At 61.0% G+C, this 15,269-nt stretch carries 11 protein-coding genes; 6 read left to right on the top strand and 5 right to left on the bottom strand.

Annotation, left to right across the window (positions count from 1 at the left end):
- Nucleotides 1-379: 379 nt before the first annotated feature.
- Genes IGS58_RS26895 through IGS58_RS26885 form a run of 3 tightly spaced genes read left to right on the top strand, consistent with a single transcriptional unit; the run spans nucleotide 380 to nucleotide 3,324 of the window.
- On the top strand, nucleotides 380-1,480 hold the full coding sequence (locus tag IGS58_RS26895) for an aromatic ring-hydroxylating oxygenase subunit alpha (protein WP_070253795.1): 1,101 nt from the start codon (nucleotides 380-382) through the stop codon (nucleotides 1,478-1,480).
- A gap of 56 nt (nucleotides 1,481-1,536) precedes the next feature.
- Nucleotides 1,537-2,460 carry a DMT family transporter gene (locus IGS58_RS26890; protein ID WP_070253796.1) on the top strand — a complete coding sequence of 308 codons (924 nt, stop codon included), beginning with the start codon at nucleotides 1,537-1,539 and terminating at the stop codon, nucleotides 2,458-2,460.
- A gap of 12 nt (nucleotides 2,461-2,472) precedes the next feature.
- Nucleotides 2,473-3,324, top strand: a complete 852-nt coding sequence (locus IGS58_RS26885; RefSeq protein WP_230523182.1) for a sulfurtransferase — start codon at nucleotides 2,473-2,475, stop codon at nucleotides 3,322-3,324.
- Nucleotides 3,325-3,367: 43 nt separating this feature from the next.
- Here IGS58_RS26885 and IGS58_RS26880 read toward each other — a convergent pair whose 3' ends face one another.
- The 4 genes from IGS58_RS26880 to polA all read right to left on the bottom strand — a co-directional run bounded on the left by IGS58_RS26880 (nucleotide 3,368) and on the right by polA (nucleotide 10,164).
- Nucleotides 3,368-5,110: an ABC-F family ATP-binding cassette domain-containing protein gene (locus tag IGS58_RS26880; protein WP_230523135.1), complete on the bottom strand. Its 1,743-nt coding sequence runs from the start codon at nucleotides 5,108-5,110 to the stop codon at nucleotides 3,368-3,370.
- Between the two features lie 276 nt (nucleotides 5,111-5,386).
- Nucleotides 5,387-6,145, bottom strand: coding sequence for a ZIP family metal transporter (locus IGS58_RS26875; RefSeq protein ID WP_051959370.1), 759 nt, complete (start codon nucleotides 6,143-6,145; stop codon nucleotides 5,387-5,389).
- Nucleotides 6,146-6,388: 243 nt separating this feature from the next.
- Entirely contained in the window at nucleotides 6,389-7,273 is an 885-nt protein-coding gene (locus tag IGS58_RS26870; protein WP_070253799.1) for a dienelactone hydrolase family protein, read from the bottom strand.
- Nucleotides 7,274-7,401: 128 nt separating this feature from the next.
- Nucleotides 7,402-10,164 carry a DNA polymerase I gene (polA, locus tag IGS58_RS26865; RefSeq protein WP_230523134.1) on the bottom strand — a complete coding sequence of 921 codons (2,763 nt, stop codon included), beginning with the start codon at nucleotides 10,162-10,164 and terminating at the stop codon, nucleotides 7,402-7,404.
- 304 nt (nucleotides 10,165-10,468) lie between these two features.
- Here polA and IGS58_RS26860 point away from each other — a divergent pair, with 304 nt between their 5' ends.
- The 3 genes from IGS58_RS26860 to IGS58_RS26850 all read left to right on the top strand — a co-directional run bounded on the left by IGS58_RS26860 (nucleotide 10,469) and on the right by IGS58_RS26850 (nucleotide 12,698).
- Complete coding sequence (locus tag IGS58_RS26860; protein ID WP_230523133.1) at nucleotides 10,469-10,864, top strand: hypothetical protein; 396 nt, start codon at nucleotides 10,469-10,471, stop codon at nucleotides 10,862-10,864.
- Nucleotides 10,865-10,947: 83 nt separating this feature from the next.
- Nucleotides 10,948-11,904: a homoserine kinase gene (locus IGS58_RS26855; RefSeq protein ID WP_070278248.1), complete on the top strand. Its 957-nt coding sequence runs from the start codon at nucleotides 10,948-10,950 to the stop codon at nucleotides 11,902-11,904.
- Nucleotides 11,905-11,906: 2 nt separating this feature from the next.
- Nucleotides 11,907-12,698: a BPSS1780 family membrane protein gene (locus tag IGS58_RS26850; protein ID WP_034784808.1), complete on the top strand. Its 792-nt coding sequence runs from the start codon at nucleotides 11,907-11,909 to the stop codon at nucleotides 12,696-12,698.
- Nucleotides 12,699-12,871: 173 nt separating this feature from the next.
- On the opposite strand, the gene IGS58_RS26845 is transcribed toward IGS58_RS26850, so the two are convergent.
- Nucleotides 12,872-15,181, bottom strand: coding sequence for a UvrD-helicase domain-containing protein (locus tag IGS58_RS26845; RefSeq protein ID WP_230523132.1), 2,310 nt, complete (start codon nucleotides 15,179-15,181; stop codon nucleotides 12,872-12,874).
- Nucleotides 15,182-15,269: the final 88 nt, after the last annotated feature.

Raw genomic sequence — 15,269 nt, 5'->3', positions numbered from 1 at the left:
GGGCTTGTAGGGAGACGCCGGGGATTCCCGGCCAGCATAGAAGCGTTATTTTAGAACAAACCACACTATTAAGTGAAAACTAAAGCGCAATCGACGCGCTCAAAGTCAATAGCGTTGCCAGCTTGTCAGTGAATTTTAGCCGAATCCCCCCTCTCTGCCGAAAATTGCGCGCCAAATGACAATGTTTCTCATTAATAGGCTATTTCGCGGGGGAGTTTGATAATGCCGAGGCCGATCCGCGCTATAATCGCCGGTTCTGTCCGAAATACCGTTTCAACAAATTTGAATTCAGGTCTTTGCGGATTCTTTCTCTCTGTAGCGGTTGCCCAGGGAATGGCCTGGGGCACTGCTGACCGTTGTACATTTATGGGGGGTTGGGATGTCCGATCTGGCTACTCACGCCAAGCTGGCGCGTTCAAACGCGCAACTTCCGGTCCACGTCTATTTTGACGAAACGCTGTTGCAGCGTGAAATGCAGCAATTGTTCCAAGCCGGCCCGCGCTATGTCGGGCATGAGCTGATGGTGCCGGAAACCGGCGATTTTGCGACCCTGGCGTCTGAGAACGAAGGGCGCATGCTCGTGCGCAACGCCAATGGCATCGAAGTGCTGTCCAACGTGTGCCGTCACCGGCAGGCGCTGATGTTCAATGGCCGCGGCAATGCGAATCATATCGTCTGCCCGCTGCATCGCTGGACCTACGACCTCAAGGGTGAATTGATCGGCGCGCCGCATTTCCCCGAGACGCCGTGCCTGAACCTGTCGAAAACGCCGCTGCAAAGCTGGAATGGCTTGCTGTTCGAGCAAAACGGCTACAACGTGATGGAAAAATTGAAAGATTTGTCCGTCTCGAAAGACCTCGATTTTTCCGGCTATATGTTCGACCACGTGGAAATCCACGAGTGCGACTACAACTGGAAGACCTTCATCGAAGTCTATCTGGAAGACTATCACGTGGAACCGTTCCACCCGGGCCTGGGCAGCTTCGTCAGCTGCGACGACCTGCGCTGGGAATTCGGCAAGGATTACAGCGTGCAAACGGTGGGCGTGCACCGCGGCTTGCAGCAAGCCGGCTCGCCTGCCTACAAGAAATGGCAGGAGCAGGTGCTGCAATTCCGCGGCGGCGAAGCGCCGCCGTATGGCGCCATCTGGCTGACCCTGTATCCGAACATCATGGTCGAATGGTATCCGCACGTGCTGGTCGTCTCGACCCTGTGGCCCGACGGTCCGCAAAAAACGCGCAACGTGGTAGAGTTCTATTACCCGGAAGAAATCGTGCTGTTCGAGCGCGACTTCGTCGAAGCGGAACGGGCTGCCTACATGGAAACCTGTGTCGAGGACGATGAAATCGCCCAGCGCATGGATGCGGGCCGCAAGGTTCTGATGCAGCGCGGCGTGAACGAAGTGGGCCCTTATCAATCGCCCATGGAAGACGGCATGCAGCATTTCCACGAGTGGTATCGCAACAATATCGAACTGTAGTTCCTCAAGGGTCGCATTGCGCGGCCCTTTTTCATTTTCATGGTCAGGATTTACTCATGCAATCTTTATGGATGCTGTTTGCCAGCTTTATGTTTGCCATCATGGGCGTGTGCGTGAAACTGGCGTCGGATCTGTATTCGACCTCCGAAATCGTCATGTACCGCGGCATCATCGGCATGATCGTCATGAGCTGCACGATTCTGTACCAGGGCGGCAGTTTTAAAACCACGATGCCGGGCCAGCATCTGTGGCGCGGCGTGGTGGGCGTGATCGCCCTGTGGTTGTGGTTTTATGCCATCGCCATCCTGCCGCTGGCCACGGCCATGACCCTGAATTACATGGCGCCCATCTGGATCGCCGTGATCCTGCTCGCCGGCGGCTGGTTCAAGGGCATGCAGCAGGTCGAATGGCCGCTGGTGGCGGCCATCGCCATGAGCTTTGTCGGCGTGACCTTGCTGCTGCAGCCCGTGTTCGAGACGGACCAGGCGGCTGGCGCCATCACGGCCTTGATTTCCGGCATGCTGTCGGCCCTCGCCTACTTGCAGGTGCGCAAGCTGGGCTTGCTGGGCGAGCCCGAATACCGGGTCGTGTTCTATTTCTCGGTCGTCAATTTCCTCGCCGGCGTGATCGGCCACGTGGCCAGCGCCGGCGGCGGCCCCGTCGTCTGGCATGCGCACACGAGCGCCTACGGCATCGGCTTGCTGGCCGCCATCGGCTTGTGCGCCACCATGGCGCAGATGGCCATGACGCGCGCCTATCGCCTGGGCAAGACCCTCGTGGTTGCAAACCTGCAATACACGGGCATCGTCTTTTCCAGCTTCTGGGGCGTGGTGATCTTTGGCGACCTGTTCGACTGGCATGGCTGGGCCGGCATCGCCATCATTCTCGCTTCCGGCATCGCGGCAACCTATTACAATACCCGCAACACGGCCCGTGGCGCGGCGATCGCGCGCACGGATCCCATCGCCAGCGAAGTGTAAGGAGTCATGACCTTGTATACGACCTTGATCAACAGCAATGATTTGTCCAGCCACCTGAATGACAGCAACTGGGTCATCCTCGATTGCCGCCACGACTTGCTCAACCCGAGGGCCGGCAGCGATGCGTTTGCCGCCGGCCACATCCAGAACGCCCAGTTCGCCGATATCGACACGGCCCTGTCCGGCCCCAAGACGGCGCGCGGCGCGGACTTTACCGGACGCCATCCGCTGCCCGACCGCAACGCCCTGCTGGCCACCCTGCGCGGCTGGGGCATCAATGACGATACGCAAGTGGTCGCCTACGACGGCCAGGGCGGCATGTTCGCCGCCCGTTTGTGGTGGCTGCTGCGCTGGGTCGGCCATCCAGCCGTGGCCGTGCTCGACGGTGGCCTGGCCGGCTGGCAGGCGCAAGGCTTGCCGCTGGTCACACCGGTGGCGCCCCGCCCTGCCGGCAACCTGACGGAAAAAGCCAGCCTGACGCGCACGGCCAGCGTGCAGGACGTCGTTGCCAACCTGGAAACCCAGGCGTTGACGGTGATCGACGCGCGCGCGCCCGACCGTTATCGCGGCGAAAACGAAACCATCGACCCCGTGGGCGGCCATATCCCCGGCGCGAAAAACCGTTTCTTCAAGGACAACCTGCAAGCGGACGGCCGTTTCAAGGGCGCCGAGGAGCTACGACACGATTTCAGCGCATTGTTTGATGCACCGCAAGCGGCCATCCTGCAATGCGGTTCCGGCGTGACGGCTTGCCACAACTTGCTGGCAATGGAAGTGGCGGGTTTGCCTGGCGCGGCCCTGTATCCGGGCTCGTGGAGCGAATGGTGCGCCGATCCGGCGCGGCCCGTGGCGACCGGGAGTTAAAAAAATGGCGGACCAGCTGGTCCGCCATTTCACCTGTGGGTAACTACGACGTTATCCCCAGCACTTGATTCAAGCGCTCCAGTTCCGCCAGCCACGCCTGCTGGCTGGCCAGCTTCTGGTGGCGCGGTTTTCTCGCCAGGTCTTGCGCCAGCAATTGCTCCAGTTCGCACAAGCGTTCCAGCTGTTGATCCACGTCACTGTGCGCTAGCGCCAGCGCAGCCGTTTCCATTCGCGCCGGGGACGGCGGAGCCTGCCCATCCTCAAGACTCAGCCGTGCATACGCGCCGGCCGCATCCGGCCACTCTTCCAGCCCGCCATCGGCCACCACCCAGTAGCGGTTGCAGGCCGTCTCGATCAGGTCGCGGTCGTGCGACACCAGCAGGCAGCCGCCCGCAAATCCCTGCAGCGCTTGCCCCAGTTCCGCCTTGCCCTGCATGTCCAGGTGATTGCTGGGCTCGTCCAGCAGCAGCAAGTGGTAGCTGGCCAGCGACAGCCCGAGGAACAGCAGCCGCGCCCGCTCACCGCCGCTCAGGGTCGCCACCGTCTGGCCATGGCGCGCATACGGAAAGCCGGCCGCGATCAGCGCCTGCTTGCGCGCCACCTGGCTGCGCGCAGCTTCGTTTTGCACGGCAAACGGGTACAGGGCGTCGGACAGGTCGGCCGTATCGGCCAGTTGTTTGAGCGACTGGTCGTAATAGCCGATGTTCGCCGCCTTGTGATAGCGCAAGTCGCTGCGCTCCTCCTGTGCCTGGATCGCTTGCCAGCACAGGCGCAGCAGCGACGACTTGCCGCTGCCGTTGGCGCCCAGCAAGGCGACCCGGTCGCCCGGTTTCAGCCACAGCTGGCCGACCTGGAACAGCACGGGAGACGCGGGCACGGCGCGCACATCCAACCCGTCGAGCGCCAGCAGCTGGTCGGCTGCCAGCGCCTTGCCGCGCAGACTCAAGCGCCAGGGCGCGCCGTCGCTGACGAACGATTGCACATCCTTCAGCTTGTCGATGCGCCGCTGCATGGTCTTGGCCTTGCGCGCCAGGTCTTCATTGTCATAGGTGCGGCCCCACAAGGCCAGGCGGGCGCTGCTGGCCGACAGGCGGTCGATTTCCTTCTGCTCGGCCGCATGGCGGGCGGCAGCGGCTACGTCCGCCTCGGCCAGCGCCGCCAGCGCGGGGCCGCACGGCAAGTCGAAATCGTACAGGCGGCTATCGCGCAAGATCCAGCTGCGCGTCGCCACGTTGTCGAGCAGGCGCTGGTCGTGCGAGACGAGGATAAAGGCGCCGCGCCAGGCCAGCAGGAATTGCTCCAGCCACAGCAGTGACGGCAAGTCCAGGTGATTGCTCGGTTCGTCGAGCAGCAGCACATTCGGCTCCTGCAACAGGGCACGCCCCAGCAATAGTCTCGTGTGCTGGCCGCCGGACAGCGAATGCACGGGCACTTGCGCCGTTTCTTGGTCAAAACCCAGTTCGGCCAGCAGGCTGTCGACCCGCCAATGCAATTCCGGCTGCTCCAGCACGGGCGCCAGCAAGGCGTCGTACAGGCTCAGCTTGGCAAGTTCCGCCGGCAAGTGCTGCTCCACGTGCTGCAAGCGGCAGGCACGAGCATAGTGGATGGTGCCGGCAGTGGCTACACGCGTGCCGCTGAGCAATCCCAGCAAGGTGGATTTGCCGCAGCCATTGTGGCCGATCAGGCCGATGCGGTCGCCCTGGCGCAAGGTAAAGGCGAGTTCGTTGAAGAGGAAACCGTCGTGGGTATCCAGCTGTAAAGCTTGGGTAGAGATAAGGGTAGTCATGGCTCTTGTCTTTGTTCGGGATGCAAGCATCCGCGTTAACAGGAGCGCTAACGACAACGGAGTACCAGGAAAGGACTCGTCTAGGAGGGTGACTTTGCTCTGGCCAGGTTATCGCAGCGCGATAGAACGTGGGCAAGAGCTGGCAAATGCGCTTAAAGAGCGTGCGCGCCACAAGGCGAGCAACAAGTTTTCTTCCATTATATTTTCCTCCTTTCTGTGCAAGTTAGTCAGAAAGGCAATATAGCATAGGTAGCACTGCGCCGACAGAATGGCGTATCAACCGCCGTGGCGCTTATGCGTCAAAAACAGCACGATGCACACGCCCAGTGCGATCAACAGCACCTGCGGAATAGTTTCGCGCAAGGTGGCGCGACGCTGCATCTGCGGCATCAGATCACTCAAGGCAATATAGATGAAGCCGGACGAGGCGAACACGAGCACATAAGGAATCAAATTGCTGGCGCGGTCCAGGGTGAAATAACCGAGGAGGCCGCCCGCCACCGCCATCAGGCTGCACAGCAGGTTGAAGATGTAGGCGCGCAGGCGCGAGAAACCGGCATTGAGCAGTACAATAAAATCGCCGATTTCCTGCGGGATTTCATGCGCGATGATGGCCAGGCCCGTCACCAGGCCCAGTTTCGGGTCGGCCAGGAAGGCGGCGGCGATCAGGATGCCGTCCGTAAAGTTGTGCATGCCGTCGCCCACTAAAATCATCCAGCCGGCCTTGCCCGCCTCGTGCTTGTCGTGGCCGTGCGCATGGTGGTGGCCATCGCCTTCGTGGTGGTGCGAATGGCGCAGGATGGCGAATTTTTCCAGCATGAAAAAGGCCAGCAAACCGGCCAGCAAGGTGGCGAACAGGCTGCGCGGGTCCGCCTGCGATTCGAACGCTTCGGGCAAGGCATGCAGCAAGGACGTCGACAACATGATGCCGACGGACAAGCTGACCATGCGCTCGACCACTTTGGACAGGAATGCAAACGAAAAGATCGCCGCCGCGGTAATGCTCAACACGCCCGCGATCGTGGTCGCGAGCAAAATGGATATAAGGACGGGATCGATGATTTTCTTACCTCAAAATGGCGCCGGGTCACTGGCGCCCGCGATGCTGGCGTCTGGCCTGATGAATGCGTTGTTATCTATTGTTTACATTTGCGCGTTTGGCTGCAGCGTAGCGCGGTGAAGATGCAATTGTACTGCATTGGCGCGCACCGGGCATTTTACAGCCCGGTGCGTCTTTCGCGTCAATTTATGGAAGATGCGGTATGTTTCTGTTGCAGATCACGCCACGCCGTGGCTTTTGAACCAGGCCAGGCAGCGCGCATAACCGTCTTTCGCATCGGCCGCCACATAGCTGGGGCGGTAATCGGCGTTGAAGGCATGGCCCGCATCGGTATACACGACAAACTCGGATTGGTTGCCGCCCTTGGCCAGCGCATCCTTCATCTTGCCGATCGATTCCTGGCTGATGCCCGTATCCTTGCCGCCATACAAGCCCAGTACGGGAACCTTCAAGGTAGCGGCGATATCGATGGGATTGCTTGGCTGCAAGGCAGTCGGTTCGCCGACGAGGCGGCCATACCAGGCCACGCCCGCCTTGACGGCCGGATTGTGCGCCGCGTACAGCCAGGTGATGCGCCCGCCCCAGCAAAAGCCCGTGATGCCCAAACGGCTCGTATCGCCGCCATTCTGTTTCGCCCATGCCACCACCGCATCGAGGTCCGCCATCACCTGCGCGTCCGGCGTCTTGGCGATGATGCCTTTCATCAACTCCGGGATGCTGGCCACCTTGGTGGGATCGCCCTGGCGCACGAACAAATCGGGCGCCAGCGCCAGATAACCCTGCTTGGCAAAACGGCGCGCCATGTCGGCGATATGTTCATGGACACCAAAGATTTCCGAAATGACCAGTACCACGGGCAAACCCGTCTTGCCCTCCGGCTGCGCCGCATACACGGGCACGGCCTGGCCATCGACCATCACCGACATGTGGCCCGTGACGAGCCCGGCGGAATCCGTCTTGATGACGTTTTGCGCCGCCACGGGCAAGACGGCCACGGCAAAGCCAGTGCCCAGCGCCACCTTCAGGAAACCACGCCGGCCATCCGGCCCGGACAAGCTGCTCCGGCCCAGCAAACTTTCACAATCGGTGATCATGTCGCTCATGCGTTTCTCCTGAAGGTATTGCGTTTGGAAATGTCGGCTTACGCTGCGCTAAGCCGACCTACGGTCATTGCTCAAGTAAACATGTAGATCGGCTTAGCGGGGCATGCCCCGCGTAAGCCGACGCAGCATCAATGCGCTTCGTCCCAGTTCCTGCCGACGCCCACCTCGGCCGTCAGAGGCACTTTCAGCGCGGCCACGCCCGCCATCAGTTCCGGCAGCTTGCGCTTGACCAATTCGAGCTCCGCGTCCGGCACTTCCAGCACCAGTTCATCGTGCACTTGCATGATCATCTTCGTTTGCAAGTTGTCCGTTTCCAGCCAGCCTTGCACGGCGATCATGGCCAGCTTGATCAGGTCGGCGGCCGTGCCCTGCATCGGCGCGTTGATGGCCGCCCGTTCCGCGCCCTGGCGGCGGGGGCCGTTCGGCGAATTGATTTCCGGCAGCCACAAACGGCGGCCGAACACGGTTTCCACGTAGCCGCGCGCCTTGGCTTGCTGGCGCGTGTCTTCCATATACTGTTTCACGCCGGAGAAGCGGGCAAAGTAGCGGTCGATATAGCTTTGCGCGGCCGTGCGGTCCACGCCTAGGTTACCGGCCAGGCCGAACGCGCTCATGCCGTAGATCAAACCAAAGTTGATGACCTTGGCGTAGCGGCGCTGCTCGCTTTGTACTTCCGCAGCCGGTACGCCAAAGATCTCGGCGGCCGTGGCGCGGTGAATGTCGATGCCGTCGGCAAATGCGCGCAGCATGGCTTCGTCGCCCGAGATATGCGCCATGATGCGCAATTCGATCTGCGAATAGTCGGCCGAGACGATATGGCTGCCCGGCGGCGCAATAAACGCTTCGCGGATGCGCCGGCCTTCCGCGCTGCGGATGGGAATATTCTGCAAGTTCGGGTCATTCGATGCCAGACGCCCCGTCACGGCCACGGCTTGCGCATAGTTCGTATGCACGCGTCCCGTGGTGACGTTGATCATCTTCGGCAATTTATCCGTGTACGTCGACTTCAGCTTGGCCATGCCGCGGTATTCCAGCAGCACTTTGGGCAATGGATAATCCTCGGCCAGCTTTTGCAGCACTTCTTCATCCGTCGATGGCGCGCCCGTCGGAGTTTTCTTGACCACCGGCAGTTTCAGCTTTTCAAAGAAGATTTCGCCGATCTGCTTGGGCGAACCCAGGTTGAATGGCTGCTCGGCCAGTTCATACGCCTTCTTTTCCAGTTCGAGAATTTTCACGGCCAGCTCGGCCGACTGGATGTTGAGCAATTCGTCGTCGATCAGCACGCCGTTGCGCTCGATCTTTTGCAAGACCACAGCCGTCGGCATCTCGATCTTTTCATAGATAAAGGTCAGCTTGTCATCGTTCGCCACGTTACCCCACATGGCATTGTGCAAGCGCAAGGTGACGTCCGCATCCTCGGCCGCATATTTCGCCGCCTGCTCTACCTCGACTTGATTGAACGTGATCTGCTTGGCGCCCTTGCCGCACACGTCCTCGAACGGGATCGTCGTGTAATTCAGGTGGCGCAGGGCCAGGCTGTCCATGTCGTGCTTCTTGTGCGACTCGAATACATACGATTCGAGCAGGGTATCGTGGGCGATGCCGCGTAACGTCACGCCGTGATTGGCGAAGATGTGGCTGTCATACTTGAGGTTCTGGCCCAGCTTGGGCTTGTTCGCATCTTCCAGCCACGGGCGCAATTTCGCCAGCACGTGTTCACGCGTTAATTGCTCGGGCGCGCCCGCGTAGTCGTGGGCCAGCGGGATGTAGCAGGCGGCGTGCTCGGCCACGGACAGGGAAATGCCGACCATCTGCGCCGTCATCGGCTCCAGCGAGGTGGTTTCCGTGTCGACAGCCGTCAGCGGGGCCGCATCGATCAGGGCGATCCATTTGTCCAGCTGCTCGTCCGTCAGCACGGTTTCATAGGCGGCTTCCACCGCTGGCGCGGCATCGGCGAACATGTCGCCCGTCGTGTTGGCAGCAGCGGCACCGGCAATTGCCGGTGCGCCAACAGGCGACATCGGCGGCGGCACCGCGCCCAGTTCGCGCAGCAGGGCCTTGAAGCCGTAGCGCTGGAAGAAGGCCAGCAGCGCTTCCTTGTCTTCGTGTTTCGCCACCAGCGAGTCGGCGATGGTCGTCATGTGTTCGGACAAGTCGCAATCGGTCTTGACGGTGATCAAGGCGCGCGCCTGCGGCAGCCATGGCAGGGCCGTGCGCAGGTTTTCACCCACGGCGCCGCCCACCTTGGCCGCGTTTTCCATCACGCCTTCCAGGCTGTCGTACAAGGTCAGCCATTTGACGGCCGTCTTCGGGCCGCATTTCGATACGCCCGGCACGTTGTCCACGGTATCGCCAATCAGCGACAGATAATCGATGATGCGGTTCGGCGGCACGCCGAACTTGACCAGCACGGCCGCTTCATCGAGCTTTTCATTGCTCATGGTATTGATCAGGGTCACCTGGCTGTTGACCAGCTGCGCCAGGTCCTTGTCGCCCGTCGACACCACCACGTTCATGCCGGCGGCGGCCGCCTGCACGGCCAGCGTGCCGATCACGTCGTCCGCCTCCACGCCGTCGACCATCAATATCGGCCAGCCCATGGCGCGCACGGCTTCGTGGATCGGCTCGATCTGCAAGCGCAGGTCGTCCGGCATCGAGGCGCGCGTGGCCTTGTATTCGGGATACATGTCGTCACGGAAAGTTTTACCTTTGGCATCGAACACGCAGGCGATATAGGCGGCCGGGTAATCGGCGCGCAGGCGGCGCAGCATGTTGACCATGCCGTGCATGGCGCCCGTGGGATAGCCATCCGGGCTGCGCAGGTCGGGCAGCGCATGGAAGGCACGATAAAGGTAACTGGAACCGTCGACTAACAGCAGGGTGTTTTGCATAATGCCAATAAAATAAGGTGAGCCGCGCCAGCCGGGAAGAAACAGCGGCGGACGGGCGGAATATCGCACAATTATCGCAGAGTTTAGGGCCACGCCACCGGCCGCAACACGTGCCGTTCCTGGCGTTTTTATCACCCCGGCAGCCCCATGCGGGCGCGCGGGCGGCCGCTGCGGGCCATTTCGGCGCATTAATCAGCCGTATTAAGCAGCATTGCCTACCAGTTTGTTACAATGCCTTATAGATAAATTGACGGCACTACACCACTGCACGCGCTGCAGTCCCTCACATGGAAGCGAACCCATCATGATGCGTACATCGACACTCTGGACATTCCTCGCCCTGCCCCTGCTGGCATGTTCGGCCATCGCCAGCGCCCAGACGCCGGCCAAACCGAGCGACGCGCCGCCACAGCTCGAACGTATCGAGGAAATGGGCGAAGCGCCCATCACCGTGGCACCGGCCGCAGCCAAGCAGCAGATTACCGAGAAACGCGAAGCGGGCGTGACGTCCGAAGTGAAAGTCACGAGCGGCGGCAGCACCTATTACATGAAGCCGGCCGCCGGCGGCGACCCGGCCCACGGCGGCGCCTTACGCGGTCCGCAATGGAAAGTGCTGGAGTTTGACCTGGGCAAAAAGAAACAGAAACAACGCGACGAAGAGGCAGCGGACGCGCCAGCACCGCCCGCACCAGCGAAGTAAGCAGCCACTCTCTTCTGCCCTGCCCCGGCCACCTGCGGGGCAGCCGGCTTTTTTTGACCTTTTAGACCAATCCTCTCTTTCCCATGGCAGTTTTTACCGCGCTACACCTGGACGATATCGGCCAGTGGATCACGCAGTTTCCACTCGGCAAACCTCTGGCGCTCAAGGGCATCGCGTCCGGCATCGAAAACAGCAATTTCTTCCTGAGCACGGAGCGCGGCGAGTACGTGCTGACGATCTTTGAAAACCTCAGCTTCGAGCAATTGCCGTTTTATCTGCAACTGATGCGCCATTTGGCGGACCGGGGCGTACTGGTGCCGGCGCCGATCGCCAATGCGGACGGCGAACTGGTGACGGCCCTGCAAGGCAAGCCGGCCGCCATCGTCAGCAAACTCGACGGCAGCTCGCAGATGGCGCCGCAAGCCGTGCATTGCGCGGCCGTGGGGGCCATGCTGGCGAAGATGCACCTGGCGGCGCAGGACTTCCCCCTGCAACAGCCGAATCTGCGGGGACTGGACTGGTGGAACACCACCACGCCGCTGGTCTTGCACCACCTCGACGATGCCAAGGCGCACTTGCTGCGCGCGGAAATCCATTTCCAGGACGCGTTTGCTGCCTGCGATACGTATAAAGCCATCCCGCGCGGTCCCGTGCATGCCGACTTGTTCCGCAACAACGTCATGTTTGACGGCGAGCAACTGACGGGCTTTTTCGACTTTTACTTTGCCGGCTGCGACACCTGGCTGTTCGACGTGGCCGTCACCGTCAACGACTGGTGCGTGGACCTGGACACGGGCGTGCTCGACACGGTGCGCGTGCGCGCCCTGCTCGACGCCTACCAGGCCGTGCGCCCGTTTACGCACGAAGAACAAACGGCATGGCAACCGATGCTGCGCGCCGCCGCGCTGCGCTTCTGGCTGTCGCGCCTGTACGATTATTACCAGCCGCGCGAAGCGGAAATGCTGACCCCGCACGATCCCACGCATTTCGAACGCATTCTGCGCGAACGTATCGCCACACCTGCTCCGGAACTGTTTTAAACATGGAAAAATTACCTGCAAGTACAGGTTGGCAATGGGTGAAACAAGGCTTCGCCCTGTTTCGCAAGCAACCTGGCGGCATGTCGATGCTGTTTCTCGGCTATATGTTCTGCATGCTGGCCGTCAGCATCGTGCCCGTGCTCGGCCAGATGCTGCCCGTCATCCTGGTCCCCGTCTTTTCTGTCGCCTTCGTGCAAGGCTGCCTGAACATCGACCAGGGCAAGCGCGTCTTGCCCAGCCTCTTGATCTCGGGCTTCCGCAAGCCCGCGTTTCCTTCCCTGTTCGGCCTGGGCGTGCTGTACATCCTGATGGCCATCGTGGCCATCGGCGCCTCGACTTTGGTGGACGACGGCTTGCTGTGGCAACTGGTCACCGGGCAATTGACGGAAGAGGCGGCGCGCACCGCCATCCCCGAATCGCGCCTGGGCCTCGGCATCCTGCTGGCCATCGTGCTGTACGTGCCGGCCGCCATGGCCTTCTGCTTTGCCGCACCGCTGATCTACTGGAAACAAACCGGGCTGGGCAAGGCGCTGTTCTTCAGCTTTTTCGCCGTCTGGCGTTCGCTGTCGGCCTTCATCGTCTTCGCCGCCACCTGGTTCGCCATCAGCGTCGTCACCAGCCAGTTGCTGGCCGTCATCTTTGGCCGCACGCCGCTGATGATGCAGCTGATGATGCCGCTGTCGATGATTCTTACCATCATCATGCATTGCTCGTTCTACGCCGCCTACCGCCAGATCTTCGGCTTGCCCGTCGATGAAAGCAAGACGGTGTCGCTGGATAAGCCGAACGACTGATTGCTACGCCGCATAAGAAAAGGGCAGCCTGCGCAGGCTGCCCTTTTTTTATTTGCCGAATGCCTTGCAATGCCACACGTAGGTCGGATTAGCCGAAGGCCTCATCCGACGCCATTGCTGGCCTCGCAGCGTCGGATTACGCGGCGTTTCGCCGCTAATCCGACCTACGTCCATTACCGCCCCAGGCGTTCCAGCTTGGCGATACCCAGGTCCAGCACCTTCATGCCGTGCTGGCCGAAATTGATTTGCGCGCGCGCATTGCCGCCGCCGCCTTCGATATTGACGATCACGCCTTCGCCGAACTTGGCGTGCGCCACGGATTCGCCGATGCGCCAGCCGCCGCCCGTGGCTTTTTGCGCGATCTTTTGTGCAATCGCATTGTCCGAACCCAGGCTGACCAGCTTCGGCGCCTCGTCCCAGGCCGACTTGCGGTTGCCGAACCAGTTCGCCTGCACCTTCGGCGACAGCCATTTCAAGGATTCTTCCGGCAATTCGTCGAAGAAGCGCGATTTCATGTTGTAGCGCGTCTGGCCATGCAGCATGCGCGTCTGCGAAAAGCTCATGTACAACCGCTTGCGCGCGCGCGTGATGGCCACATACATCAGCCGGCGTTCCTCTTCCACGCCGTTGTCTTCCTTCGAGCTGCTTTCGTGCGGGAACAGGCCCTCTTCCAGGCCGGTAATGAACACATTGTCGAATTCCAGGCCCTTGGCCGAGTGCACGGTCATCATCTGCAGCGCATCCTGGCCCGCCTGCGCCTGGTTGTCGCCCGCTTCCAGCGACGCGTGCGACAGGAAGGCGGACAGCGGCGACATCACGGCCGGCAGCGGCGCGTCGGCATCGAGGATTTCGATGCCATCCTGGTTGACGACGGGTGCGCCCGATTGCGCCTGGGCGCTTGGGCCCAGGTGGGCCGGCGCGCCCTGGCCAAAGCCTTCTTCGGAAATGAACTGGCTGGCCGCGCTGACCATCTGCTCCAGATTCTCGATGCGGTCAGCGCCCTCTTTTTCATTTTGATAGTGTTGCAGCAAGGTACTCGCTTCCAGCACCACTCTGACCATTTCCGGCAAGGACAATTGCTGCGTTTCGAAACGCACGCCCTCGATCAGCTTGACGAAACCGGCCAGCACGCTACCCGCCTTGCCCGCCACGTACGGCACGGATGCATACAGCGAAATGCCGTACTGTTCCGACGCGGCCTGCAATTGCTCGATCGAGCGCATGCCGATGCCGCGCGTGGGGAAATTGACCACGCGCAAGAAGGCCGAATCGTTGTGCGGATTGTCCATCAATTGCAAATAGGCAATCGCGTGCTTGACCTCGGCGCGCTGGAAATAGCGCTGGCCGCCATACACGTGATACGGAATCGCGGCCGAGAACAGCGCATGCTCGATCACGCGCGACTGCGCATTCGAGCGGTACAAGATGGCGATTTCACTGCGCGAAGCGCCATCGGCGATCAAGCTTTTCGCCTCTTCGATGATCCACTGCGCTTCCTGCAGATCGGAACTGGCTTCATACACGCGCACCTGCTCGCCATGGCCCGCGTCCGTGCGCAGATTCTTGCCCAGGCGCTTGCTGTTGTTCGCAATCAGCACGTTGGCGCTGTCGAGGATGTGGCCGTGCGAGCGGTAGTTCTGCTCCAGCTTGATCAAGTTCTTGACCTGGAACTCGTGCTCGAAGGCGCTCATGTTGCCCACGTTGGCGCCGCGGAACGCATAGATGCTCTGGTCATCGTCGCCGACGGCAAACAGGGCGCCGCCATCGCGGCTGCCGTGGCCGGCCAGCAATTTGAGCCAGTTGTATTGCAGGTTATTCGTATCCTGGAACTCGTCCACGAGGATGTGGCGGAAACGGGCCTGGTAGTGTTCACGCAGGGGCTGGTTACGGCTCAGCAATTCATACGTGCGCAACAACAATTCCGCGAAATCGACGACGCCTTCACGCTGGCACTGGTCGTCGTACAGCTGATACAGCTCGACCATCTTGCGCTCGTGCGCGTCGTACGCTTCCACATCCGTGGCGCGCAAGCCCTGGTCCTTGGCATTGTTGATGAAATACATCACCGTCTTCGGCGGGAATTTTTCATCATCGATATTGTTTGCCTTCAACAAACGCTTGATCACCGACAATTGATCCTGGGAATCGAGGATCTGGAACGTCTGCGGCAAGGCCGCGTCCCGGTAGTGCGTGCGCAGCAAGCGGTTGCACAGGCCGTGGAAGGTGCCGATCCACATGCCGCGCGTGTTGATCGGCAGCATGGCCGACAGGCGCGTGAGCATTTCCTTGGCGGCTTTATTGGTAAACGTCACGGCCAGGATGCCGGGCGGCGATACCTGCTGGGTCTGGATCAGCCACGCGATGCGGGTGGTCAGCACGCGGGTCTTGCCCGAACCGGCGCCTGCCAGGATCAGCGCATGCTGCGCCGGCAAGGTGACGGCAGCCAATTGTTCGGGATTGAGGTTGTGAAGAAGATTTTGCATCCCGTGATTATACCGGCATGGCTAAAAATACTGTGCATTTGTCCAGCGGTCGCGCCGCATTCGCCGCGTGCGCGCTACAATCGGCATC

The organism is Janthinobacterium sp. EB271-G4-7A (genome assembly GCF_020858075.1).
In the GTDB taxonomy this organism is placed as follows: domain Bacteria; phylum Pseudomonadota; class Gammaproteobacteria; order Burkholderiales; family Burkholderiaceae_D; genus Janthinobacterium; species Janthinobacterium lividum.
Note: the sequence above shows the minus strand (reverse complement) of the source record. Positions and strands in the feature narration are given on the sequence as shown.